Raw genomic sequence first — 22503 nt, forward strand, 5'->3', positions numbered from 1 at the left:
GCCGATTTCCTCACTAGGAACTGTGGCTCCGCGGATGTCTTAAGGGGCGTCGATGCCGGACTGACCGGTTCTGAAGAGAGGTACCGCGAAGGCGGCCTGTCGGGTGAGCGGAGCGCTTCGGCCACCACGCGCCCTCATATATACCGGCTGCTGTTTTAGTCAGAGTATCCCAAAGTATTCGTTCCCGGTATTGAAGGCGGCCCCGAAAGAACGCGGCCGCCGCCAGGAACTTCTCTATTCCGCCGACAACGGTGGGGCGATGTTGCGCATATTGTAGTCGGCGGCGAGTTCGTTGATGCGCTCCATGTCCTCCGGCAGCTTCAGGCCTTTCGCCGCGACCTGCGCGAAAAAGCCTTCGAAGCCGGCTGGCGTGACGATGATGAGCAGCTTCCCGCCTTCCTTGCTTGTCACCCGAAAGGTGTGTTCTGCCCCCTTCGGCACGAAGGCCAGTTCGCCAGTCTTCAGATTGCTTTCATGGCCGTCAGCAAGGACGCGCGCTTCCCCCTCGAGCAGGTAGAGGATCTCGTCGGCGTCGTGGTGAACGTGGACGGGCGGGCCGGCGGGCGCCGGCACAGTCTCCGTGAAGATGCCGATACTGCCGCGGCTTTCGTCCGCGTCGAGCAAGACCTCGAATTGCGACCCGTTCCAGGAAAGCGGTTCGTGCGCCAGCGCGGGGGCGCTCGCAGCCAGAGCGCAGGAAAGTGCAGTGAGGATTGTTCGCATGGATGGTCTCCTTTCGGTTTGTCGGCGCCGCAGCCGCGGGCCGGCCGGCTATATTGACCCCGTCTCGCTCCGGGAAAGGCAGATTTGCCGGTCCGGACGCGTGCTATAAGGTCACGTGGAGGAGGCTATCGGGAGTGGCGCCAATCAAACGAAATTCCCTGAAATCTTCTGAAATTCGCCTTGGCGGCTGCGTTCTCGACATGGATGCGCGCACGCTGACGGGCGCGGCGGGTGAGCCGGTGGACCTGCGCTACCAGTCGATGAGCGTACTGCTGGCGCTCGCACGCAGGCGCGGCGAGACTCTGTCGCGGCAGGCGCTGATCAAGACGGTATGGCCTGCAGCGCATGTGAGCGACGACAGCCTGTCGCAATGTATCGCCGATATCCGCCGGGCGATTGGCGACGACGGCAGGCGGCTTTTGGAAACGGTGCCGCGCGAGGGCTACCGCCTGAACGAGGAGGTCGTGACAAATCCACGCCGATGGCGCCTCGCCGCGATTGCGACGGGCGCGATGCTGGTCGTCGTCGCGGCAATTGTCGGCGACCGGTTTGACTTCGGCCCGGCCGCCGACAGGGGGGCGGCCGTCGTCGCGGTCCTTCCCTTCGACGATGTGAGCGACGCCGACCATGTCGGATTTCTAAGCGACGCGCTCGCCGAGGGGATCATCACCGACCTGGCGCGGTTTCCGCAGTTCAGGGTCATCGCGCGCAATTCGAGCTTCCAGTTTCGCAAGGGTCGACGGACATCCGCGACCTCGGCGCGAAGCTTGGCGCTGACTACGTGGTCGAAGGCAGTCAGCAGTATGACGGCACGTCGGTGCGGGCTACCGTTCAGCTGATCGAAACCGACAGCGGCACGCATGTTTATTCGGGCCGCTTCGACCGCGCACTGACCGGCCTGTTCGCCGTCCAGGACACATCGTGCGCCAAGTCGCCTCGGCGGTCGGGGGAATGGTGCTGGGCCAGATACCCGCACGGAATACAAGGGGACAGGTCGGCGCGATGTTGCGCGGGCTGCATGCGCGCAACCTGATGACGACGCCGACACGGGAGCATTGGCAAGAGGCATTCGCGCTGGAACAATCCTCGATGCGCGACTTTCCGGATTCGCCATGGGGTTACATCGGGTCGGCCCTGATGCTCCTCAACGGCTCTTTCCAAGGCTTTATCGACCGGCCGCGAGACGAAGTTCTCGATGAGGCAGAAGACCTCGCGGAACGGGCACTTGCCATGGCGCCGGATAACTACATGGGCCACTATACGGCAGCACGGGTGCTCGCCACGCGCGGGCACTTCCGCGAGGCGCTGCGGCAATTCGAAGAAGCGGCACGGCTCAACCCATCCGATCCGCTCGTCCTGATCGCGATGTCGATGCCGCTGCTGTTCACAGGCGACACGGAGCGGGCGAAGGCGATCCTCGAGCACGCGCGTTCCGTCGACCCGCTGCACGGCGACTGGCTGCTCGTTCAGCTCGGATGGGCGCATTGGCAGGCGGGCGAATGCGAAAAGGGACTGGATGCCATGCACCGGATGGCCTCTCCGCCTGTCTCGTCACTGACCATGCTGGCCAGTCTCCAGATTTGCACCGGCGATACGGCTCAGGCGCGCGAAACGATCGCGGCATTGCTTGAGGCGCGGCCCGACTACTCCATTCAGGAGGAGATCAGGATCAACCCGTCCGACTGGAAGCCGGACGGCACGTTGGAACGCTGGCTCGACGGTCTGCGCCAAGCCGGCCTGCCCGGCTAATTGGAGGAAGCAAGTCAAAACACCGTATGCTGCTGCTCGCATAGGCGAGGACGGCGGGACGCCGAAGTCTTCGAGGTAGTCTGATCAATGCTGTTCCGGTCGCTCGACAGAGCCCCATGGGACCGAGTCCTTCCGAGGTGTGAGCGTGGAGATCAGATCGAGCGCTGGTGTGCCACAGCCAACAGTCCGCAATCGGCCCCGTTCCAAGCCAAAATCCGAATGCTCTTCGAATGGCCGTTTCGAGCGGCGGCAGCAGTACGAACGGCCGCAAGGGGGTCGAAACGCGACCCTCACCTCGTTCCTACCCGACCCGCCGCCACACGACCTCGGCGCCAGTGGCTCTCCCGCAGCCCTCAAAGCCGCTCGATCACCGCCTCGTCCCCTTCCGCCTCGTCCGCGATCGGTCGCCCCGCCGCGATCAATCCCGGCACGATGTCCTCCACCGCGTCGATGATCAGCGGCTGCACCAGGTGGCCGGTGTGGACGAAGCCTTCCTCGCGCATGTGGTCGAGCAGCGTGATCATCGGGTTCCAGAAGCCGTCGATATTGGCGAAGACGATCGGCTTGCGGTGCCGGCCGAGCTGCGCCCAGGTCATGATCTCGACGATCTCCTCCAGCGTGCCGATGCCGCCGGGCAGCGCGACGAAGGCGTCGGATCGTTCGAACATCAGGTGCTTGCGCTCGTGCATGTCCTCGGTGGTGATGAGTTCGTCGAGCCGTTCGAGTTCGTCGGCCGTGCGTTCCTTGTTGATCAGGAAGCGCGGGATGATGCCGGTGACGCCGCCGCCGGCCGACAGCGCGCCCTCCGCCACCGCGCCCATGATGCCCTTGGTCCCGCCGCCGTAGACGAGGCGCATGCCGGCCTCGGCCATTGCGCGGCCCAGCGTATGGCCGGCCTCGGTGTAGACGCCGCCCCTGCCGGGGGAGGAGCCGCAGTAAACGCAGACGGATCGAATCGTGTTCATGAAACTCACTGGTGGTGCAGCCCGTATATCGGGTCAAGGCCCTCCGGGCTTTTTCTTGTGGCACTGCAAAAAACGCGCTAGACGGAAGCAAATCGGCAAAGGAAAGTTCCCGCGATGGTGATTTCGCCCTGGAAAGCGCTGCTTTTCATAGCAGGAGGCACGGCCGCCGCGGCCGTTGCCGGCTATGCGATCGGCGCGTTCGACGGTGTGTTTGCACCTGCGCCGCCCATGGTGGCCGCGTTGCCCGAAAAGACGGCGCCGGCAGTCGGCGAATCGGCGCCCGCCGCGACGGACGTTCCGCTCCCCGGGACAGAGAAGCCGGCGGAAGGATCGAACCCCGTCGCGGACGCCAAGGTGTCTCCGCCCACCTTCGACGTGCTTCGCGTGGAGAAGGACGGCTCGGTCGTCATCGCCGGCAAGTCGGCTCCGCAAGCGAGCGTGGAGATCATCAACGGCACGGCTGTGATCGCCCAGACGGTATCGACCGGCGATGGCGATTTCGCCGTGGTGCTCGACGAACCGCTGAAGCCCGGCGACTACCAGATCGTGCTGCGCGCCACCACGCCGGCCAACGTCGCCGCGACCTCGGTGGAAACCGCGCTGGTCTCTGTCCCCGATTCGCCCGAAGGCGAGGTGCTGGCGCTGGTCGAGGAACCCGGCAAGCCGAGCAAGCTGATCACGGTACCGGAAGGCGGAGACGTTCTGGCGGACTTGCCGGAGGGCGACATCGCCCCGGCCGGATCCACGGACACCGCATCGCAGGAAAGCAATGTCGCTGTCGCGGAGCCATCGTCGGGATCGGCTTCCGACGCCGTGACCGGCGCAGGGACGAACGGCGAATCGTCCGTCACGACCGACGTTGCCGGATCGCAGGCTCCGGCCGGGGGTGACGTTGCCAGCCAGCCCGCGAGCCAGGACGTCGCCACCCTGCCTGCGGGTGGGCAGGATGCCGCTGCGACCGCGCGCGAAGACGTCGCCATCCTGGACGAGAACGCCGCCGCACCCACTGATGGTGGCAGCGCGCAGCCGGCACCCGCCGCCGCGTCTTCGTCCGAACCCGGCGCTGCCGCGGCCGAGCAGACCATGGCTTCCGCCGACGGCACAACGGATCAGCCCTCCGCCTCAGCGGCCCAGGACGCCGCCGCGTCGGCCGCGGGCGCACCCGACAACGCTCCGGCGGCCGGCACCGCCGATCCGGCCCGGACGGTAGCCGAGAATGCTCCTCCCGTTGCCGGTTCGCCCGCCGAGGCGAGCGACGGACAGGCAACGGCTGCCAAGCCCGCCACCGCCAGCGAAGGCCGGGAAGAGCAGGTCGCGCTCGCGACGCCTTCAGAACCGGCCATCGACCGCGCCGCCCAGTCGGCTCCGCGCGCGACCGCACCGGCGCCTTCCGCCAACCAGCCCACGGTCCGCGTCGAGGCAGTCGAGATCGAGGGACGCAAGGTGTTCGTCGCCGGCCAGGCCTCCCCCCGCATGGTGGTGCGCGTCTACGCCAACGAATACCTGCTCGGCGAGACGGTGGCCTCCGAGGGCGGCCGCTTCCTGATCGAAACGGAGCGCGACCTGCCCGTCGGCGACTACATCATCCGCGCCGACCTGCTCGACGACGGCGGCCGCAAGGTCGTCGCGCGCGCCGCCGTGCCGTTCCAGCGCGAGGAGGGCGAAGCCATCGCCGCCGTCGCGCCCGCCGCTCCCGTGGCGGACGCCGCGGAGCGGCCCTTGCCGCCGCCGCTGCCGTCGAACGCGCCCGCCGACGCGCCGGAGCAGACCGCCGGCCAGCCCTCCGCGCCGGTCGCATCCGCTCCGGCCTCGGAGACCCCTGCACCGGCCGTCGCTGAAGCCGCGCCGCCGGCCGCCACGACGAAGCCCGCCGCGACCGAAGATCTCGCCGCTGCCAACTCGGCGGAGAAACCGCCTGTCGCGCAGGACGCCGAGCCCGCGCCGGCGCAGCGGACCGCCTCGGCCGACAGCGGAAGCACGCCCGGAACCGCCGCGAGCCACGAGATCACCGCGCCAAAACTGCAGTCGGTGCAGGGCGCCGTCATCATCCGCCGCGGTGACACGCTGTGGCGCATCTCGCGCCGGGTCTATGGTCGCGGCGTGCGCTACTCCACCATCTACGTCGCCAACCGGGACCAGATCGCCGACCCCCACCGCATCTGGCCGGGCCAGGTCTTCCGCGTCCCCGAGAAGTCGACGGAAGGCGAGGCCGCCGATCTGGAAGCGATGGGCGAACAGATGACCACGGTGGAATAGGCGGCCGCGCGCGTCCGTCAGCCTGCTTCCCGCTCCAATGTCCTTTCACCGCTAGGCCGAGCATAGACTTGCATGAGGTGAATTCATCGTATATCGACGATGAACGATGAACCTAGCAACACTCAACGATCCGGCCAGCCCTGACGTGCGCGGCGAAGCGCTGGCCCGCGAACTCGCCGCGCTCGCCCATCCGGCCCGTCTCAAGATCCTGCGTCATCTCTCCGCGCAGGATGCCTGCTGCTGCCGCGAGATCGTCGAGCAGATCGACCTCGCCCAATCCACCGTCTCGCAGCATCTGAAGGTGCTGGTGGAAGCCGGCCTGGTGCTCTACGAGCCTCAGAACCGCCGCTCGCGCTACACGGTAGACCGGCCGGCGCTGGCGCGGCTGTCGCGGGAGGTGGGGTCGCTCCTGTCCTCCTGCTGCCAACGCTAGCAACTAAAAAGACCACCCGAGGAAAACGACCCAGGGAGCCAGAATTGGCCGAAAAGACCGTCTCCGCCGATACCGGCTCGATCACTTCGACGCTGGCCAACCTATGGCCCTATATGTGGCCGGCCGACCGCGCCGATCTCAAGATGCGCGTGGTCTGGGCCACCGTCTTCCTGGTGGTCGCCAAGCTCGTGCTGGTCATCGTGCCCTATTTCTTCAAATGGGCGACCGATGCTCTGTCGGGCGACGGCGCGCCGCTGCCGGACCTGCTGCCGACCTTCCTGCTGGCACCCGTCATGCTGGTTGTGGCCTATAATGTCGTGCGCATCGTGCAGGTGGGCTTCAACCAGCTGCGCGACGCGCTGTTTGCCCGCGTCGGCCAGCACGCGGTTCGCCAGCTCGCCTACAAGACCTTCGTGCATCTCCACGGCCTGTCACTGCGCTTCCACCTCGAGCGCCGCACCGGCGGCCTCTCGCGCGTCATCGAACGCGGCGTCAAGGGCATCGAGGCGATCGTGCGCTTCACCATCCTGAACACGCTGCCCACGGTGTTCGAGTTCGTGCTGGTAGCCATCATCTTCGGCTTTGCCTACGGCCTCGTCTACGTCGTCGTCATCGCCGTCACCGTCGCGCTCTACACCTGGTTCACCGTGCGCGCGAGCGACTGGCGCATCACCATCCGCCGCGAGATGAACGACTCTGACACCGACGCCAACACCAAGGCGGTCGACTCGCTCCTCAACTTCGAGACGGTGAAGTACTTCAACAACGAGGCCATGGAGGCGCGCCGCTTCGACCGCTCGATGGAGCGCTACGAGGCCGCCGCCACCCAGATCTGGACCTCGCTCGGCTGGCTGAACTTCGGACAGGGCGTCATCTTCGGCACCGGCATGGCCATCGTCATGTGCCTGTCGGCCTGGGAGGTGACGCGCGGCACTCAGACCATCGGCGATTTCGTCTTCGTCAACGCCATGCTCATGCAGCTTGCCGTGCCGCTCAATTTCATCGGCTTCATCTACCGCGAGATCCGCCAGGGCCTGACAGACATCGAAAACATGTTCGAGCTGCTCGACGTGAAGCAGGAGGTCGAGGACCGGCCGGGCGCGAAGGAACTCCAGGTTCGCGAGGGCGCCATCCGCTTCGACGAGGTGCATTTTGCCTACGACCCCGAGCGCGCCATCCTCAAGGGCATTTCCTTCGAGGTGCCGCCCGGCAAGACGGTGGCGATCGTCGGCCCCTCGGGGGCGGGCAAGTCCACCATCTCGCGCCTGCTCTTCCGCTTCTATGACATCCAGTCGGGCAGCATCACGATCGACGGCCAGGATGTGCGCGACGTCACGCAGAAGAGCCTGCGCGCGGCCATCGGCATGGTCCCGCAGGACACGGTGCTCTTCAACGACACCATCGCCTATAACGTCCGCTACGGCCGCTTCGACGCCAGCGAGGACGAGATCCGCAAGGCGGCCGAGCTCGCCCAGATCGGCCCCTTCATCGAGAGCCTGCCCGACGGCTACCGCACCATGGTCGGCGAGCGCGGGCTGAAGCTGTCGGGCGGCGAGAAGCAGCGCGTGGCCATCGCCCGCACCATCCTCAAAGCCCCGCCGATCCTCATCCTCGACGAGGCGACCTCCGCGCTCGATACCCACACCGAACAGGAAATCCAGGCGGCGCTCGACATGGTGAGCCGCGGCCGCACCACGCTGGTCATCGCCCACCGCCTGTCCACGGTCATCTCCGCCGACGAGATCATCGTTCTGAAGGACGGCCGCATTGCCGAGCGCGGCACCCACCGCGCCCTGCTCGATTCGGGCGGCCTCTACGCCCAGATGTGGGACCGCCAGCGCGAAGCCACCGAAGCCGAGGAGCGCCTGCGCATCGCCCGCGAAACCGACGAAATGGGCGTCATCGTCCGCCGCCGCACGGCGGAGGTGGGGGAGAGCTGAGGGAACGGCGCCGCAGCTTCAATTGCGACGCTCCTCCTGCACCTTCGAAGATTGAGGAAAACCGCCGCGCCGCCCGATCCGCCTCGTGGGAAGATGCCCGCCCCGGAACCCATTCCGTGACGTGGCCATGCGTTGGCGGCGATACTCGCAGTGATGACGGAATGGGTCCCGGCTCTCCCTCCGCTGCCCTGCGGTCGGCCGGGATGACGCTGCGGAGGGAGCTGCGCCAGAATTTTTTCGCCGAAATCTGTCCACGCCCTCCGTTCCTCTCCCATAATCCCTCCGCCGATACGAAAGGAGGCAGACCGAATGGATTGGGGCAGGAAAGCGGAAGGAGACGTGCTGGAGCGGATCCTGGCTCTGCTCGTCTCGTTTCGCCGCTCTTGCCGATCGCGCAGCGATGATGCCGCTTTGCTTCCAGCTGCCCGGGCTCGCCTACCTTGTGGAGGCGGAGGCCGTCGCGCGGTCCTTCGTCGTGGGCTTGCCGTTCGGCGCGCCTGCGGCCGTCACGCTTTCGCAGTCCGAAGACCGGGCCACGCGGCTCGCAACGGACTTCCGCGCGTTGGCGGTGATGCTACGCGCCTTCCTGGCGCTGGCACGCCGCCGTGCGCGCCTCCTCGCCCGCGTGGCCAGCCCGTCGAAGCCCCCGCGCATGCCTTCCGGTCCGCAAGGATTCCATGTGGTGCGGGTGCCCGCGCCCGACACGTCCTGAAGAACGCACCGAGCGAAGAGCAGATTGCTTGAACCAATCGATCGAACGGTCGCGCACCGTTTCGCCTCCCGCGCTTTCGCGCGCGCCGGAGGGTCTTGGCGCACCGCATCCCAGCAAATAGCCCGGCCTCTTTCAGGAGGCGCGGGGACGACGGCGTTCGCGCGGACGCCGCCGGCCGGGCTTATGCGCTCTTGCCGGCCACGTCCTCGCCGGGGATTGAGATGCGGCACACGATGCCCTCCGGCTCGAAGGAAATTTCCGCGCCGCCGTCCTTGGAGTACTGCATGGAGCGGGTGATCAGCGTGCGACCGAAACCCTGGCGCTGCGGCGGCGTCACCTGCGGCCCGCCGCGCTCTCGCCACTCGATCTCGAGCGACGAGCGGCCGTCGACCGGCAGTGCCACGCGCGTCACTTCCACCACGCCGCTCTGCCCCGTCAGCGCGCCGTACTTCACCGCGTTGGTGGCCAGTTCGTGCACGATGAGACCAAGCGCGATCGCAGCACGCGGGCTGATCGGTTCGTCGAGGTCGTGCAGCGACAGCCGCGGGCTGTCGCCCGGCACGAAGGGCGCGAGTTCGGCCACCACGATGTCGTGCACCGTCATGTCGGTCCACGAGTTCTCCGACAGCAGCGTGTGGGTCGCGGCGAGTGCCTGCAGGCGGCCGTTGAACGCCTTCTGGAAACCTTCCAGCGTGTCCTCGTTCATCAGCGTGCGGCTGCTGATCGACTGGACCAGCGCCAGCGTGTTCTTCACCCGATGATCGAGTTCGCGCATCAGGAGCATCTGGTGCTTTTCGGCGGCCTTGCGGTGCGTCAGGTCGACCAGCGTGACGACGCAGCCGCTGACCCGCTCGCCCACGACCCTCAGCGGCGCCGCGCTGACCAGGTAGTCCTTCACCTGCAGCGCGTTCGGTGCGATGGCCTCGATGCCCTGCACCGCGGTGCCGACGATCGCCATCGCGACGATGTCGTCGGCCTGCACCAGCCCGGTCGCGCCGGGGAAGGAGAGGGGCACCGCCTCGGCGAACTCGCGGCCCACCAGGTCGCGGTCAGACAGCGCCGCAGCGGCTGCATTGGCGTGGGTGATCACGCCCTCGCGGTCGCACACGATCACCGCCTCGTTGGCCGAGGCTATCACGGCCCGCGCCGCCCGCTCGCTCTGCTCGGCCGCTTCCGCCCGCACGCGTTCGGTCACCTCCGCAAAGGTCACCGCGTAGCCGTTGATCGTGCCGATCTTCAGCGGCACTACGGAGACGAGGAAGTGCAGGTCGCCGCCACGCGCCGGTATCTGGATGGTGCCGCTGCGCCGGCCATTCGACGGCTCGCCGAGCAGCGTCTCGACCGTGCCCCGCGCCGCGGGGTCGAGCAGGTCGACGAACGGCTTGCCCGCCTCCTTCTCGCCGTCGACGTCGAGCAGGTCGCGCAGGGTCGCGTTGAGGTAGAGCACGCGTCCACTGCCGTCGAGCGCGGCTGCGCCCGGCTCCATCGCCTCCATGAAGCTGCGGTACGAAGCGGTGTCGCCTTCGAGTGTGAACACCTCCTCGCTGGCGCTGCCGCGCACCACCAGCGCATCGACCTCGCCCTCGCGGATCGCGCGCAGCGTGTCTTCGGCCTCCGCCAGCCGCCGCCTCAGTTCCGCGAGGTCGGTGTGGGTATCCGGCCCGCTCATTCGTCCTCGATCTTCAGGCTCACGAGCACCTTCTGTTCGTCCGAAAGGTCGCCGATGATCTTGCGGATCGGCACGGGCAGTTCCCGCACCAGCGTCGGGATCGCCACGATCGAGTGCTCGCGCGCCAGCTTGGGGTTCTGCTTGAGATCGATAACCTCGATCTCGTACTTGCCCGGCATGTGCGAGGCGCAGATGCGCTCGAGGTTGGAGATCGCAGCGAGCGACTTGGGCGTCTGCCCGGCGGTGTATAGGATGAGTTTGCGCGGCTTGGCGCCCTGCGGTTCCTGGTGCGTCATCAATCGGTTGCCTTCCGGCTTCTCTCCATCTCCAGGCGGTCTTCCGTCGCCTGTTTGCGGCGTGCTTCCTCATCGGCGATCAGCGTGCGCAGCGTCAGTTCCTCGGCCGCCAGCTCCGCTTCGAGCGCGGCGATCTCGGCCTGCGTGCGCCGCCGGCGCTGGTCGATCTGCTGCTGCGCAGCGGTCAGCTGCGACAGGCGCTGCGCTTCCTGGCGCCGCGCCTCGGCTTCGGCGAACTTCCGCGCCGAGCCCGTCAGCGCGCCGTTCTCGCCGATATGTGGCCGGGCCAGGCTGATGCCGTTGCTGCTCATGACGAACTCGCGCACCTGGTTGGAGTGCGACAGGCCGCGCGCCTTGAGGAGGTATAGCTCGCGATTGAATTCGCCGCCGAACTCGCGGTTGAGAAGCAGCACCCACGCGTCCATCAGCGATGACATCCCCGCGTCCGTCGCGACGTTGCCCTCCTGTCCGTGCATGAGATGGGTGAAGACCGCCGTGCAGCCGCGGAACTTGAGGAAATCGACCATCCGCAGGAGCATCGACTGGATTTCCAGCCGCTCGCCGCTCTCCATGAAAGCCGAGATCGGATCGAGCACGACCAGCGACGGCTCGAACCGCGTCACCTCGCGCAGCATGACGGCCAGATGCATCTCGAGGCTGTAGAAGGTTGGCCGGGCGGCGATGTAGCGAAGGTTGCCGCTGTCCAGCCACGCCCGCATGTCGATGCCGATCGACGCCATGTTGCGGACGGCTTGGTCTGCCGATTCCTCGAACGAGAAATAGATCGCGCGCTCGCCCGCCGAGCATGCCGCATTGACGAAACTCGCCGCCAGCGAGGATTTGCCGGACCCGGCGACGCCGGAGAGCAGGATCGAAGAGGCGCGATGGAAACCGTTGCCCGAAAGCATGGCGTCGAGATCGGGCACGCCGCTGGAGATCCGCTCGTGAAAGACCTTGTGGTCGAGACCGAGGGACGAGACCGGCAGCACCGAGAACCCGTCCTCGTCGATCAGGAAGGGGTATTCGTTGGTGCCGTGCGCGGTGCCGCGATACTTCACGATTCGCAGCCGTCGCGTCGAGATCTGGTTGTGGACGCGATGGTCGAGAAGGAGCACGCAGTCGGATACGTATTCCTCCAGGCCCTGCCGCGTCAGAGTTCCGTCGCCGCGCTCGGCGGTGATCACGGTCGTCATACCCTTGTCCTTCAGCCAGTCGAACAGCCGGCGGATCTCGGCCCGCAGGATGGCCGGATTGGAGAAGGCGGAGAAGAGGCTCTCGATGGTGTCGAGCACGACGCGCTTTGCGCCCACCGTGTCGATCGCCAGTTCGAGCCGCAGGAACAGGCCTTCGAGGTCATAGTCTCCGATCTCGGCGAGTTCGGCCGGGTCGACGGCGATGTGCTCGAAGGCGATCTTCTCCTGTTCCACCAGCGCGTCGACGTCGAAGCCGAGCGAGGCGACATTAGCCGCGATGTCTGCCGGCCGCTCCTCGAAGGTCACGAACACTCCGGGCTCGCCGAGGTCGCGGGCGCCATGGATGAGGAAGGTGGTCGCAAACAGCGTCTTGCCGCAGCCCGCTGTGCCGCACACCAGGGTCGGCCGGCCGGTCGGCAGGCCCCCGAGCGTAAGTTCGTCGAAGCCGGCTATGCCGGTCGGCGATTTCGAAATGCCTGCGAGTGCGTCCATGGGAATCCAATAGCCAAGTGGGCGATTCTTATGCGATGCCGCCTTGCTTGCCAATTGCATAAGGTAGGCCGGCGCGGAAGGGGTACAACGACGTACCCGTCCGTTTGTGCGCATGGTGAGGATTGGACGGCACAGAAGCATCCCGACAGCAGCGTCACTCTGTCGGCTGCACCGGCGGCTCCCCCGCGAGGGGGAACCCGGCACCATCAATATCCTCCGGCTGCTGGTTGCCGTTGCCGACTCCCGTCCTTCCGGAACACCCGGCGACCCGGCGCGTTGCGGCTGAGATGTCTTTCCGATAATCATCCGCCCTTCGACAAATGGAAAACCCCGCCCGCCGATGAGCATCCAGGAATCGATCCGCAACGCGCTGGTCCCCGTCCACCGGGAAGGCTGGCCCTTCGTCGCCGCCTTCGCCGGCGCGTCGATCATCCTCGGCGTGTTCTCCACCAGCCTGTTCTGGATCGGCATGATCCTCACCGCTTGGTGTGCCTACTTCTTCCGCGATCCCGAGCGCGTGACGCCGGTCGACGACCGGCTGGTCATCAGCCCGGCCGACGGCATCGTCTCGGCCGTCGGGCCCGCGGTGCCGCCGCGCGAGCTCGGCCTCGGCGACGCCGAGATGCTGCGCATCTCGGTCTTCATGAACGTGTTTTCCTGCCACGTGAACCGCGCCCCGGTGCGCGGCCGCATCAGCCGTATCGAGCACCGCGCGGGAAAATTCCTGAACGCCGAACTCGACAAGGCGAGCCAGGAGAACGAGCGCAACGGCATCGTCATCGACAGTCCCAACGGGCAGGTGGCGACGGTGCAGATCGCCGGGCTGGTGGCGCGCCGCATCCTGTGCTTCGTCGAGGAGGCGACCAACATCTCGGTCGGCGACCGCGTCGGCCTCATCCGCTTCGGCTCGCGGGTCGACGTCTTCCTGCCGGCCGGTGCCGTTGCCAAGGTCTTCCAGGGCCAGACGGCGATCGCCGGCGAAACCGTGATCGCCGAATTCGGCGGCCAGGCGACTTCCCTCATGCGGGTGATCTGATCGATGGCGGATGATCCCAAAGCCGCCGACGCCAGGCCGGGAGGCGATGCCCGCGGCCCGCGCTTCCGCGAGATTCCGCTGCGCATGGTCATGCCAAACCTCGTCACGGTGCTGGCAATCTGCGCGGGGCTGACCGGCGTGCGGCTGGCCTTCGAGCAACGCATCGAGATGGCTGTCGTGATGGTCCTGCTCGCCGCCTTCCTCGATGGCGTCGATGGCCGCGTGGCGCGCGCCCTGAAGGCGACGTCGAAGTTCGGCGCCGAGATGGATTCGCTCGCCGACATCGTCAATTTCGGCGTTGCGCCCGGCCTCGTGCTCTATGCCTTCGTGCTCGATCAGACCGGATCGCCCGGCTGGATCGCGGCGCTGCTCTTCGCCATCGCCTGCGGCCTGCGGCTCGCCCGTTTCAACGTCATGGCGCCGCCGCCGGAAAAGGATAACTGGCGCTCGGGCTATTTCGTCGGCGTGCCCGCGCCGGCCGGCGCGATGCTCGTGCTCCTGCCGGCCTACCTCGGCTTCCTCGGGGTCGAGCAGACGCTGGCCTTCGCCTGGTTCGCCTGCGGCTTCACCATCCTGGTGGCCTTCCTGCTCGTCAGCCGCATTCCGCTTTGGTCGGGCAAGAACATGGGGCGCGTTCGTGGCGACCTGATGCTGCCGCTGATCCTGGTGATTCTTCTCTACGTGCTGCTCCTGATCAACTATCCTTGGCAGGCCATGTCGGTGACCGCGATCGCCTACCTGATTTTCATTCCGCTGAGCTGGATGAGCTATCGCCGGCGCGAGAAGGAAGAGGAGGACGCCGGCCTCTGAGATAGCAGGCCGGGCTCACGCCCGCCTGCGCTCGGCCAGGATGATGATCACGCCCGCGGCGAAGATGAGAATGGCGCCGGCGAAGACGCCGATGCGCGGTACGTCGTTCCAGATCAGCCAACCGAGCGCGAAGGCCCAGATCAGCGACGTGTATTCGAACGAGGCGACGACGGACGCTTCCGCCCGCCTCATGCCTTCGAACAGGGCGTACTGCCCCATCCCGCCGACCGCGCCGGTGCCGACGAGGAGCGCGAGGTCGAACGCTCCCGGCGTCTGCCAGAACCAGATCATCGGCAGGCCGGCGATGATCAGGAAGAAGCAGTTGTTGAGCATAAGCTGCACCAGCGTGCGCTCGCCGAGCGCGATCTTGCGCATCAGCACGATCGCCAGCGCCCACAGGCAGGCCGCCGCGAGTACGAGGATGACCGGCAGCGAAAACCCGATCCTCACCGGGTTGCAGGCGATGAAGACGCCGACGAAGCCGGTAAAGACGGCCACCCAGCGCACAGGCGGTACCACTTCTCCGAGCAGCCAGATCGATAGCAGCGTCACGACGACCGGCGCTGCGAAATAGATCGTGGTGAGCTCGGCGAGCTGAAGGTCGCGCGCCGCCGTGTAGAAGCACAGCCAGGCCGAGAGGATGACGAAGCTGCGCAAGAGCATGGCGCCGAGGACGGGAGACCGGGCCGTGTCGGCTACCACCTTCCGCCCGCCGATGGCGAGGACCAGCGACACGATGGTGGCGGAGCGGAAGAAAAGGATCTGCCAGACGGAAAAGCCGACGACCATCAGCTTGATCGATGCGTCCTGCAACGAGAACAGGAAATAGCCGACGCTCGTCAGAAGGATACCGGTGAGGACCCGTTCGCGCGCGCTCGATACGATCGTCGGTTTCATCGGTAAGCCGGGGGTCCAATCGGAGAGGGCGGAGCTGAGGGCCGAACAGCCGCGGAACCTAGTGTGCCCGCCGGTCCAGCCTGTGCGCCACACCCGCAATTGGATGGGGCCAGCGGCGTGGTGCGAAACGGTGATCCTTGCCGGCCCTATCCCGCCACGCCGCGATTGGCTAGAACGCGCCGACCGCATTTAACGCAGGAGACTTCTACATGACCATCCGTCGCATCGAGCCCGGCAAGCGCATGAGCCAGGCCGTCGTCCACGGCGACACCGTCTATCTCGCCGGCCAAGTCGGCACACCCGGCAAGCCGGTTGCGGAACAGACGAAGGAGGTGCTCGCCTCCATCGACCGCCTGCTCAAGGAAGCCGGCACGGACAAGTCCAAGCTGCTGCAGGCGACCATCTGGCTCGACGACATGCGCGACTTCGCCGCCATGAACGAGGTCTGGGATGCCTGGGTCGATCCCGCAAACACGCCGGCCCGCGCCACGGGCGAGGCTAGGCTCGCGACCGCCCAGCATCTGGTCGAGATCATCATCGTCGCTGCGCTCTGATCGGGTTTGCCCTTCCGCCCCGCACAAATTCATGCAAGAAATTGAATGTATGAACCGGAACGGGAGGAAAGAGATGCGCCACGGATGGTCACTCGATCGCCGCGCGTTGCTGCGCGGCGGCGCGGCGGCGGCCGGTGCGCTGGGGCTCGGCGCCTGGCCGCGCCGGGCCTCGGCAATCGGGAACATCGCGGTCGGGGATGGGGAGCTGACGGTCGTCAGTGACGGGCATCTGTCGCTGTCGATGAATTTCTCGTTCCCCGACGTCGACAAGGCGGAACTGGAAGAGATCCTTGCCGCCCACGGCCTTCCGGCCGACGCCAACGACCCGGACTGCAACGTCACCTTCCTGCGCCGGGGCGACCGGCTGGCGGTGTTCGACGTCGGCTCGGGTCCGAACTTCATGCCGAGCGCGGGCAAGCTCCTGGAGAATTTGGGTGAGGCCGGGATCGATCCGTCGGAGGTCACGGACGTGATCTTCACCCATGCCCATCCCGATCACATCTGGGGCCTGGTCGACGATTTCGACGAACTGGTGTTTCCCGATGCCGCCTATCACATGGGTGCGGCCGAATGGGATTTCTGGCGCGCGCCGGGAACGCTCGACGCCATGCCGGAGGAGCGCAAGACCTTCGTCGTCGGGGCGCAGAACCGCATGGCCTATATCGAGGACCGGATCGAACTTTTTGATCCCGGCGCCGAGATCCTGCCGGGGGTGGAGGCCGTCGCGACACCGGGGCATACGCCCGGCCACACGTCGTTCATGATTCATGGCGGTACGGAGCCGGTCTTCGTCACCGGCGACGCCATCACGCATGCCGCCATTTCCTTCGCCCGGCCCGACTGGCCGTCGGGCAGCGACCAGGACAAGGAACGGGGCGCCGCAACGCGCGTGGCGCTGATGGACCGCCTGGCATCGGAGCGGGCGCGCATCGTTGGCTTCCACCTGCCGCACCCGGGCATCGGCAGGGTGGAGCGGGACGGCGCCGCCTACCGGTTCGCGGCCGGCTGAACGGCTATTCCGCCGGGCGGCGCGGGTAGCTCCTGAAGACCGCCAGCGGCGACCCTTCGATCAGATAGGCTAGCCCCATCCGCGCGCCGAGGGCGATCGAGGCCATGACGATCGGCGCCGAGATGGCGAGCACCGACACGGCCGAGACGCCCTGGCCGATCGTGCAGCCCATGGCGAACACGCCGCCCGTGCCCATGAGGAAACCGCCGGCGATGTGGCGCCCAAGTTCGCGCGCGTCGTCGCAGGCTTCCCAGCGCACGTCGCGTCGGCGCCAGGCGCAGGCCGCCGCGCCGGCGACCACGCCGAGGACGAGCCCCACGCCATAGTCCGGCAGGACGCCGGTGAAGGCGACGAACTGCAGGATCGCATCGCCGACGGGCACGACGAAGGATCCGGCTTCGATCTGCACGGGCTCGAAGGAGTTGCGGTAGGCTAGCGTTGTGGCGATCCAGCCGAAGCCGATCGCTGCGCCGATCACCGCGCCGACCGCGATCCGTCCACCCTGCCGGCGGAAACCGCAGTCGCGGAAGACCCACCATAGAAGCGCCGCGGCAACCGCCGCGAAGACCGGAAACCGCAGGTCAATGCCGGCGATGGCCGAGACGATCGCGCCGAGCGACTGGTCGCCGGCGAAGGAGAGGTCGAGCGCGAGGTCGTCCACCACCAGCACCCGCCCCTGGCCAACCAGGCCGCGCTGGGCCGCAAGTGCCGAGAGACCGAGCACAACGAGGACGACGAGTGATCTTAGGCTCCCGCCGCCGAGCCGTACCAGCGCGCCGAAGCCGCAGGTGCCGACCAGCGCCATGCCGAAGCCGAAGGCGAGGCCGCCGAGGATGGCGCCGGTCGGGGCGAAGCTCGGCGCGAGATAGAAGCTCATCGAGACGTCTGCGTGGCCGGCCGCGACCAGCGCCTGCGTCAGGACCAGGGCGACCGCTGCTGCCAGCATCCAGGTGCGCAGGCCGGCGCTGTCGCCGGCATACCAGTGGCGCTCCAGCGCCGACATGGTGCAGAAGTGCCGCCGCCGCGCCGCGAAGCCCATGGCGAAGCCCGCCACGAGCCCGGCGATCGGCAGGAACCAGAGCGAGCCTGCCAGTTCCGTCATCGTCTTTCCTCCCGCGGGCTCTTTGGCGTCCCGCTTCCTCCCTGTCCGCCGCCGCGCGGGCGCCGTCACTCCTTCCGGCGCACGGGCGCGCAAAAGAGCGTGTAGAGCGTCTCGATGACCGACGAGACCTCCGCGCTGGCGATGGAATAGTAGACGACCCGCCCCTCTCGGCGGGTGTTCACGAGCCGGTCGAACCGGAGCCGCGCAAGCTGCTGGGAGACGGCGGCCTGGGGCATGTCCATGATCTGCTCGAGTTCGGAGACCGATTTCTCGCCCTCGGCCAGGAGGCACAGGATCAGAAGACGGCTCTCGTGCGACAGCGCCTTCAGGAGATCGCTCGCCTTGCGGGCCTGCTCCAGCAGTTCGTTGAAGTCGGCTGGGTTCTGGCCGGGCTCGAGTTTCGGCAGGCTCATGCCGCGTCTCCGGGTCGTTTCAGTTCGATCTCCCTTCCGGAAGCTTCCCGATCATCTGGTCGAGAAGGTACCAGAAAAATTCGTCGCCGGGATAGCCGCGCAGCCGGTCGATCTCGCGGCCGTCCTCGACCAGCACGAAGGTCGGCGTGAAGCGCTCCTTCGCGACGAAGCCGAGATCGTCCGGCCAGTCCTGTGTGATGTCGACCCGGCGCAGCGGCGCGCGCCGGCCTTCCTCGGTATTGTGATAGCCCGGCGCGATCTCCGCGTTGAAGCGCGCGCACCAGGGGCAGCCCGGTTGCTCGAGCATCAACAGCTCCGCCGCTCCGAGCGGCAAGGCGCCGCACGGCAGGACGATCAGGACGATTTGCGCCACGGCGCGAAGAAAGCTCATCCAGCCGCTCTATTGTCTTTGCAACATATAGAATAATCCGCATATATTGCCAGCGAAATCGTACGCGATTCCGATGGCTGGTTTGCGCGCGGGGGAGGATACAAAATGCTGGATGTCAGCGTCTGGGGCGCGTTCCTTGCCGGGCTGCTGTCTTTCGTATCCCCGTGCGTCCTGCCGTTGGTGCCGCCTTATCTGGCATGGCTTGCAGGCGTCAGCTTCGAGGAACTGCGCGACGACAGCGCCGGTTCCCCGCAGAAGCGCCGGATCGTGCTCGCCGCACTCGCCTTCGTGCTCGGCTTCACCACCGTCTTCGTCGGGCTCGGCGCGACGGCCAGCGTCATCGGCAAGACCATCGCACAATATTTCGACACGCTGGCGATCATCGCGGGTGTCATCATCATTATCATGGGCCTGCATTTCCTCGGCGTCTTCCGCATCGGGCTTCTCTATCGCGAGGCGCGGGTGCAGGTGAACCGCAAGCCGGTCGGGCTGTTTGGCGCCTACGTGATCGGGCTCGCCTTCGCCTTCGGGTGGACGCCGTGCGTCGGGCCGGTACTGGCGGCGATCCTGTTCGTCGCCGGATCGGAGGGCACGGCCGCCCGCGGCGCGATGCTGCTCGCCATCTATTCGCTGGGGATCGGCATCCCCTTCATCCTGGCCGCGCTCTTCGCCAGTCGCTTCCTCGCCTGGGCGGCGCGGTTCCGCCGGCACATGCACAAGGTGGAAATGGCCATGGGCGGTCTTCTGGTCGTCACCGGCATCCTGTTCATCACCGGGCAGATGGCGACGATGTCCTATTGGCTGCTAGAGACGTTTCCCATCTTCCAGACCATCGGTTGAAAGGTATTGCCGTCATGCTGAAGAAACTCGTCGTCGCCTTCGCCTTCATGGTCCTCTCGCTGCATCCGGCGCAGGCCGAAATCGGCGAGGACGGTCTCCATAAGGAAGACTGGTTCGCGCTGACCTTCCGCGACATCGCCGATGACATCGCCACTGCCGCCGAGCAGGGCAAGCGGCTAGCGATCGTGTTTGAGCAGCGCGGCTGCATCTACTGCACCAAGATGCACGAGGAACTGCTCTCCGACCCTGAGGTACGCGACTTCATCCGGGAGCACTTCATGGTGGTGCAGTACAATATGTTCGGCGACGAGGAAGTCACCGATCTCGACGGGGAGGTGCTGACGGAGAAGACCGCGGCGCGCAAATGGGGCTTCGTCTTTACGCCGACCATCGCCTTCCTTCCCGAAGAGGCACCGGAAGGCAAGAGCGTGTCCGAAGCGGCGGTGGCGGTGATGCCGGGCGCCTTCGGCAAGTGGACCTTCCTCGACATGTTCCGCTGGGTCTCGGAGAAAGGCTACGAGGGCGAGGAGCACTTCCAGAAGTATCACGCACGCACGATCGAGCGGCTTCGCGAGCAGGGCCGTCTTGACGCGGAATGAAAAAGAACGGACGAGGTCGATACGGTCCTCGCCAATACATTCAAAAAAACCTATTTATGAATTGATCGGAACGGGCCGAACGTCTACTGTGTATCGAGGGAGAAGGAAGCGGGATCGAACCCGCTTCCGGTGAATTGGAGGAACTGGCGCCTATGTTTGGGGGAAGAAAGCTGCTGGCTGCGTCGATCGCGGCCGCCATGACGATGCCGGTCCTGGCCGCCGAAACCGCGCCCGCCGACGTCGTGTTCGACGATTTCGCGGTGACGTCCTCGCTAACCGGCGCGCCGGGCAGCCCAGAGGAGGGCGCGAAGGTTTTCAAGAACCGCTCGCTTGGCAACTGCCTGGCCTGCCACGCCAACGCCGACATGCCCGACGATCTCTTCCACGGCAATGTTGGGCCGGAGATGAACGGCGTGGCCGACCGCTGGTCGCCGGAACAATTGCGCGCCATCATCGTCGATTCGAAGAAGGTTTTCGGCGAAGAGACCGTCATGCCGGGATTCTATTCTCTCGACGTCGGCATCAATGTGCGGAAGGATCTGGTCGGAAAGACGATCCTGACCGCGCAGCAGGTCGAGGACGTCGTGGCCTATCTCGGCACCCTCAAGGAATAGTCGAATAACGCAGGGAGAACCCGCATGAACATCAACAGACGCCAGGCGCTCGGTCTCGCGGCCGGCGCGGCCGCGATCCCCTTCATTGGCCTGTCCGCGCGGTCGGCGCTCGCGGCGGCCGCCGAGGCCGACCAGCGCATCATGGAATTCACCGGCGGCAAGACGCCGGAGACGGGCAAGATCACGCTGACCGCGCCCGAAATCGCCGAAAACGGCAACACCGTTCCGGTCTCCGTCTCGGTCGACAGCGCCATGGAAGGCGACGACCTGGTCGAATCGGTGATGATCGTCGCTGACGGCAATCCGAATCCGGCTGTGGCGACCTTCCATTTCACCCCCATGAGCGGCGAAGCGGCCGCGACCTCGCGCATGCGCCTGGCGCAGACCCAGAACGTCATCGCAGTCGCCCGGATGAAGGACGGCTCGGTGTTCATGGACAAGAAGCTGGTCAAGGTGACCATCGGCGGCTGCGGCGGCTGACCGGACAGGGAAACGACAAACATGGCTACTCCAAAACCACGCGTGAAGCTTCCGAAGTCCGCCAGCGCGGGCGAGGTCATCACCATCAAGACGCTGATCAGCCACACGATGGAATCCGGTCAGCGCAAGGACAAGGATGGCAACACCATCCCGCGCCAGATCATCAACAAGTTCACCTGCGAGTTCAACGGTCAGACGGTGTTCACCTGCGACATCGATCCGGCGATCTCTGCGAACCCGTACTTCGAGTTCACGGCCAAGGTGCCCGAGAGCGGAACGTTCAAGTTCACCTGGGTGGACGACGACGGATCGACCTACACGGACGAGCAGGCCATCGAGGTAAAGTGACGACCGAGCGACGGCCAACCGCCGGCCGGTTACCGGGAATGGGAGGGGACGACGTGAAAAGAACAATGACCGCCATCGGTCTGTCGGCGCTGATGATCGCAAGCCTCGGCCTTGCGGCACATGCCGATCCGGTCGACGACACGCTGGAAATCGACGGCGAGCCGATGATCACCGTGGCGCCCGCGCCCGAGGGGCATCCCTTCGACACGGTCTATTCCGGCTGGCTCTTCCGCGAGCCGGAAACCCGCGCGGTCGAGGCCGACTCGTTCGAAAACCCCGGCATGCTGGCGGTCGAACTCGGAGAGTCGATCTGGAACACGGTGGATGGCACGGCTGGAAAATCCTGCGCCTCCTGCCATGACGACGCCGCGCAGACGATGTCGGGGGTTGGCGCCCACTATCCGAAGTGGGATGCGGATTCGGGCAAGCCGATCAACGTCGAACTCATGATCAACAAGTGCCGCACCGAGAACATGGGCGCCGAACCCTACAAGTTCGACCAGGAAGAGCAGAAGGCGCTGACCACCTATATCAAGCACCAGTCCCTCGGCGAGCCGGTGAAACTCGACCTTTCAGAGGGCGAGATGCAGAGCTGGTGGAATCGCGGCAAGGAAGTCTACTACACCCGTACCGGGCAACTGAACCTCGCTTGCGCATCCTGCCACGAGGCGATCATGGGCAAGAACATCCGGGCCGATCATCTGAGCCAGGGACAGGTCAACGGCTTCCCGACCTACCGCTTCAACACGTCCGGAATGGTCTCGCTGCACAACCGCTTCCGCGGCTGCATCCGCGACACGCGCGCCGAGTTCCCAGCCGCTTTCTCGGACGAACTCATGGCGCTTGAGGTCTACGTGACCTGGCGCGGCACCGGCCTTTCGGTCGAGACGCCGGCGGTGCGCCAGTAGACGGATCGGGAGGGGCAAGCCCTTCCCGCGAGGCAAGACGCTACGCTCAGCCCGGATCCCTCCGCCGTCCTTCG

25 protein-coding genes are annotated in these 22503 nt (G+C 66.3%); 16 read left to right on the forward strand and 9 right to left on the reverse strand.

Going from position 1 to position 22503, the window contains the following annotated elements; genetic code table 11:
- Window positions 1-234: 234 nt before the first annotated feature.
- Window positions 235-723, reverse strand: coding sequence for a cupin domain-containing protein (locus BSQ44_RS10435; protein WP_083534680.1), 489 nt, complete (start codon window positions 721-723; stop codon window positions 235-237).
- Window positions 724-923: 200 nt separating this feature from the next.
- On the opposite strand from BSQ44_RS10435, the gene BSQ44_RS10440 reads away from it, so the two are divergent.
- Window positions 924-1562 (forward strand): winged helix-turn-helix domain-containing protein, encoded by a 639-nt coding sequence (locus tag BSQ44_RS10440; RefSeq protein ID WP_072603792.1) that lies wholly within the window; start codon window positions 924-926, stop codon window positions 1560-1562.
- Between the two features lie 82 nt (window positions 1563-1644).
- Window positions 1645-2472 carry a tetratricopeptide repeat protein gene (locus tag BSQ44_RS10445; RefSeq protein ID WP_157894577.1) on the forward strand — a complete coding sequence of 276 codons (828 nt, stop codon included), beginning with the start codon at window positions 1645-1647 and terminating at the stop codon, window positions 2470-2472.
- A 353-nt stretch (window positions 2473-2825) separates the two neighbouring features.
- Here BSQ44_RS10445 and BSQ44_RS10450 read toward each other — a convergent pair whose 3' ends face one another.
- Window positions 2826-3437 (reverse strand): LOG family protein, encoded by a 612-nt coding sequence (locus BSQ44_RS10450; protein WP_072603797.1) that lies wholly within the window; start codon window positions 3435-3437, stop codon window positions 2826-2828.
- Between the two features lie 114 nt (window positions 3438-3551).
- Here BSQ44_RS10450 and BSQ44_RS27490 point away from each other — a divergent pair, with 114 nt between their 5' ends.
- From BSQ44_RS27490 to BSQ44_RS10470, 4 genes are all read left to right on the forward strand, one after another.
- Entirely contained in the window at window positions 3552-5693 is a 2142-nt protein-coding gene (locus tag BSQ44_RS27490) for a LysM peptidoglycan-binding domain-containing protein (RefSeq protein ID WP_072603799.1), read from the forward strand.
- Between the two features lie 106 nt (window positions 5694-5799).
- A complete protein-coding gene (locus BSQ44_RS10460; protein WP_072603801.1) occupies window positions 5800-6126 on the forward strand; it encodes an ArsR/SmtB family transcription factor in 327 nt (108 codons plus the stop codon).
- Window positions 6127-6170: 44 nt separating this feature from the next.
- Window positions 6171-8066, forward strand: a complete 1896-nt coding sequence (locus BSQ44_RS10465; protein WP_072603803.1) for an ABCB family ABC transporter ATP-binding protein/permease — start codon at window positions 6171-6173, stop codon at window positions 8064-8066.
- A 400-nt stretch (window positions 8067-8466) separates the two neighbouring features.
- Window positions 8467-8778, forward strand: a complete 312-nt coding sequence (locus BSQ44_RS10470; protein WP_072603805.1) for a hypothetical protein — start codon at window positions 8467-8469, stop codon at window positions 8776-8778.
- Window positions 8779-8959: 181 nt separating this feature from the next.
- Here the strand turns inward: BSQ44_RS10470 and BSQ44_RS10475 are convergent, their stop codons facing one another.
- From BSQ44_RS10475 to kaiC, 3 genes are read right to left on the reverse strand one after another with little or no spacing between them, the layout of a single operon-like run.
- Window positions 8960-10447: a sensor histidine kinase gene (locus BSQ44_RS10475; protein WP_072603807.1), complete on the reverse strand. Its 1488-nt coding sequence runs from the start codon at window positions 10445-10447 to the stop codon at window positions 8960-8962.
- Window positions 10444-10743 (reverse strand): circadian clock KaiB family protein, encoded by a 300-nt coding sequence (locus BSQ44_RS10480; protein ID WP_072603809.1) that lies wholly within the window; start codon window positions 10741-10743, stop codon window positions 10444-10446. The genes BSQ44_RS10475 and BSQ44_RS10480 overlap by 4 nt, the downstream gene beginning before the upstream one ends.
- Window positions 10743-12428 (reverse strand): circadian clock protein KaiC, encoded by a 1686-nt coding sequence (gene kaiC, locus BSQ44_RS10485; RefSeq protein ID WP_072603811.1) that lies wholly within the window; start codon window positions 12426-12428, stop codon window positions 10743-10745. The genes BSQ44_RS10480 and kaiC overlap by 1 nt, the downstream gene beginning before the upstream one ends.
- Before the next feature lie 340 nt (window positions 12429-12768).
- On the opposite strand from kaiC, the gene BSQ44_RS10490 reads away from it, so the two are divergent.
- A complete protein-coding gene (locus BSQ44_RS10490) occupies window positions 12769-13464 on the forward strand; it encodes a phosphatidylserine decarboxylase (RefSeq protein ID WP_072603814.1) in 696 nt (231 codons plus the stop codon).
- 3 nt (window positions 13465-13467) lie between these two features.
- A complete protein-coding gene (pssA, locus tag BSQ44_RS10495) occupies window positions 13468-14274 on the forward strand; it encodes a CDP-diacylglycerol--serine O-phosphatidyltransferase (protein ID WP_072603816.1) in 807 nt (268 codons plus the stop codon).
- Between the two features lie 15 nt (window positions 14275-14289).
- On the opposite strand, the gene BSQ44_RS10500 is transcribed toward pssA, so the two are convergent.
- The gene (locus tag BSQ44_RS10500; RefSeq protein WP_072603818.1) at window positions 14290-15171 is read right to left on the reverse strand and encodes a DMT family transporter; all 882 of its coding nucleotides are present in this window, start codon (window positions 15169-15171) and stop codon (window positions 14290-14292) included.
- A gap of 209 nt (window positions 15172-15380) precedes the next feature.
- Between BSQ44_RS10500 and BSQ44_RS10505 the strand changes: the two genes are divergently transcribed.
- Both BSQ44_RS10505 and BSQ44_RS10510 read left to right on the forward strand, forming a co-directional pair.
- A complete protein-coding gene (locus BSQ44_RS10505; RefSeq protein WP_072603820.1) occupies window positions 15381-15725 on the forward strand; it encodes a RidA family protein in 345 nt (114 codons plus the stop codon).
- 73 nt (window positions 15726-15798) lie between these two features.
- Window positions 15799-16734, forward strand: a complete 936-nt coding sequence (locus BSQ44_RS10510) for an MBL fold metallo-hydrolase (protein WP_072603822.1) — start codon at window positions 15799-15801, stop codon at window positions 16732-16734.
- Between the two features lie 4 nt (window positions 16735-16738).
- Here BSQ44_RS10510 and BSQ44_RS10515 read toward each other — a convergent pair whose 3' ends face one another.
- The 3 genes from BSQ44_RS10515 to BSQ44_RS10525 all read right to left on the reverse strand — a co-directional run bounded on the left by BSQ44_RS10515 (window position 16739) and on the right by BSQ44_RS10525 (window position 18640).
- Window positions 16739-17836, reverse strand: coding sequence for a YeeE/YedE family protein (locus BSQ44_RS10515; protein ID WP_072603824.1), 1098 nt, complete (start codon window positions 17834-17836; stop codon window positions 16739-16741).
- Between the two features lie 65 nt (window positions 17837-17901).
- A complete protein-coding gene (locus BSQ44_RS10520; RefSeq protein ID WP_072603826.1) occupies window positions 17902-18249 on the reverse strand; it encodes an ArsR/SmtB family transcription factor in 348 nt (115 codons plus the stop codon).
- A 19-nt stretch (window positions 18250-18268) separates the two neighbouring features.
- On the reverse strand, window positions 18269-18640 hold the full coding sequence (locus BSQ44_RS10525; protein ID WP_072603828.1) for a thioredoxin domain-containing protein: 372 nt from the start codon (window positions 18638-18640) through the stop codon (window positions 18269-18271).
- Window positions 18641-18745: 105 nt separating this feature from the next.
- On the opposite strand from BSQ44_RS10525, the gene BSQ44_RS10530 reads away from it, so the two are divergent.
- The 6 genes from BSQ44_RS10530 (at window position 18746) to soxA (ending at window position 22429) form a co-directional block, all read left to right on the forward strand.
- A complete protein-coding gene (locus tag BSQ44_RS10530; RefSeq protein WP_072603830.1) occupies window positions 18746-19480 on the forward strand; it encodes a cytochrome c biogenesis CcdA family protein in 735 nt (244 codons plus the stop codon).
- A 14-nt stretch (window positions 19481-19494) separates the two neighbouring features.
- A complete protein-coding gene (locus BSQ44_RS10535) occupies window positions 19495-20079 on the forward strand; it encodes a thioredoxin family protein (RefSeq protein WP_072603832.1) in 585 nt (194 codons plus the stop codon).
- Between the two features lie 152 nt (window positions 20080-20231).
- The gene (soxX, locus tag BSQ44_RS10540; RefSeq protein ID WP_072603834.1) at window positions 20232-20693 is read left to right on the forward strand and encodes a sulfur oxidation c-type cytochrome SoxX; all 462 of its coding nucleotides are present in this window, start codon (window positions 20232-20234) and stop codon (window positions 20691-20693) included.
- A gap of 24 nt (window positions 20694-20717) precedes the next feature.
- Window positions 20718-21173 (forward strand): thiosulfate oxidation carrier protein SoxY, encoded by a 456-nt coding sequence (soxY, locus tag BSQ44_RS10545; RefSeq protein WP_072603837.1) that lies wholly within the window; start codon window positions 20718-20720, stop codon window positions 21171-21173.
- A 21-nt stretch (window positions 21174-21194) separates the two neighbouring features.
- Window positions 21195-21521: a thiosulfate oxidation carrier complex protein SoxZ gene (gene soxZ / locus BSQ44_RS10550; protein WP_072603839.1), complete on the forward strand. Its 327-nt coding sequence runs from the start codon at window positions 21195-21197 to the stop codon at window positions 21519-21521.
- Between the two features lie 65 nt (window positions 21522-21586).
- Window positions 21587-22429 carry a sulfur oxidation c-type cytochrome SoxA gene (gene soxA / locus BSQ44_RS10555; RefSeq protein ID WP_235633383.1) on the forward strand — a complete coding sequence of 281 codons (843 nt, stop codon included), beginning with the start codon at window positions 21587-21589 and terminating at the stop codon, window positions 22427-22429.
- Window positions 22430-22503: the final 74 nt, after the last annotated feature.

Origin of the sequence: Aquibium oceanicum, assembly GCF_001889605.1 — a bacterium.
Classification (GTDB): Bacteria; Pseudomonadota; Alphaproteobacteria; order Rhizobiales; family Rhizobiaceae; genus Aquibium; species Aquibium oceanicum.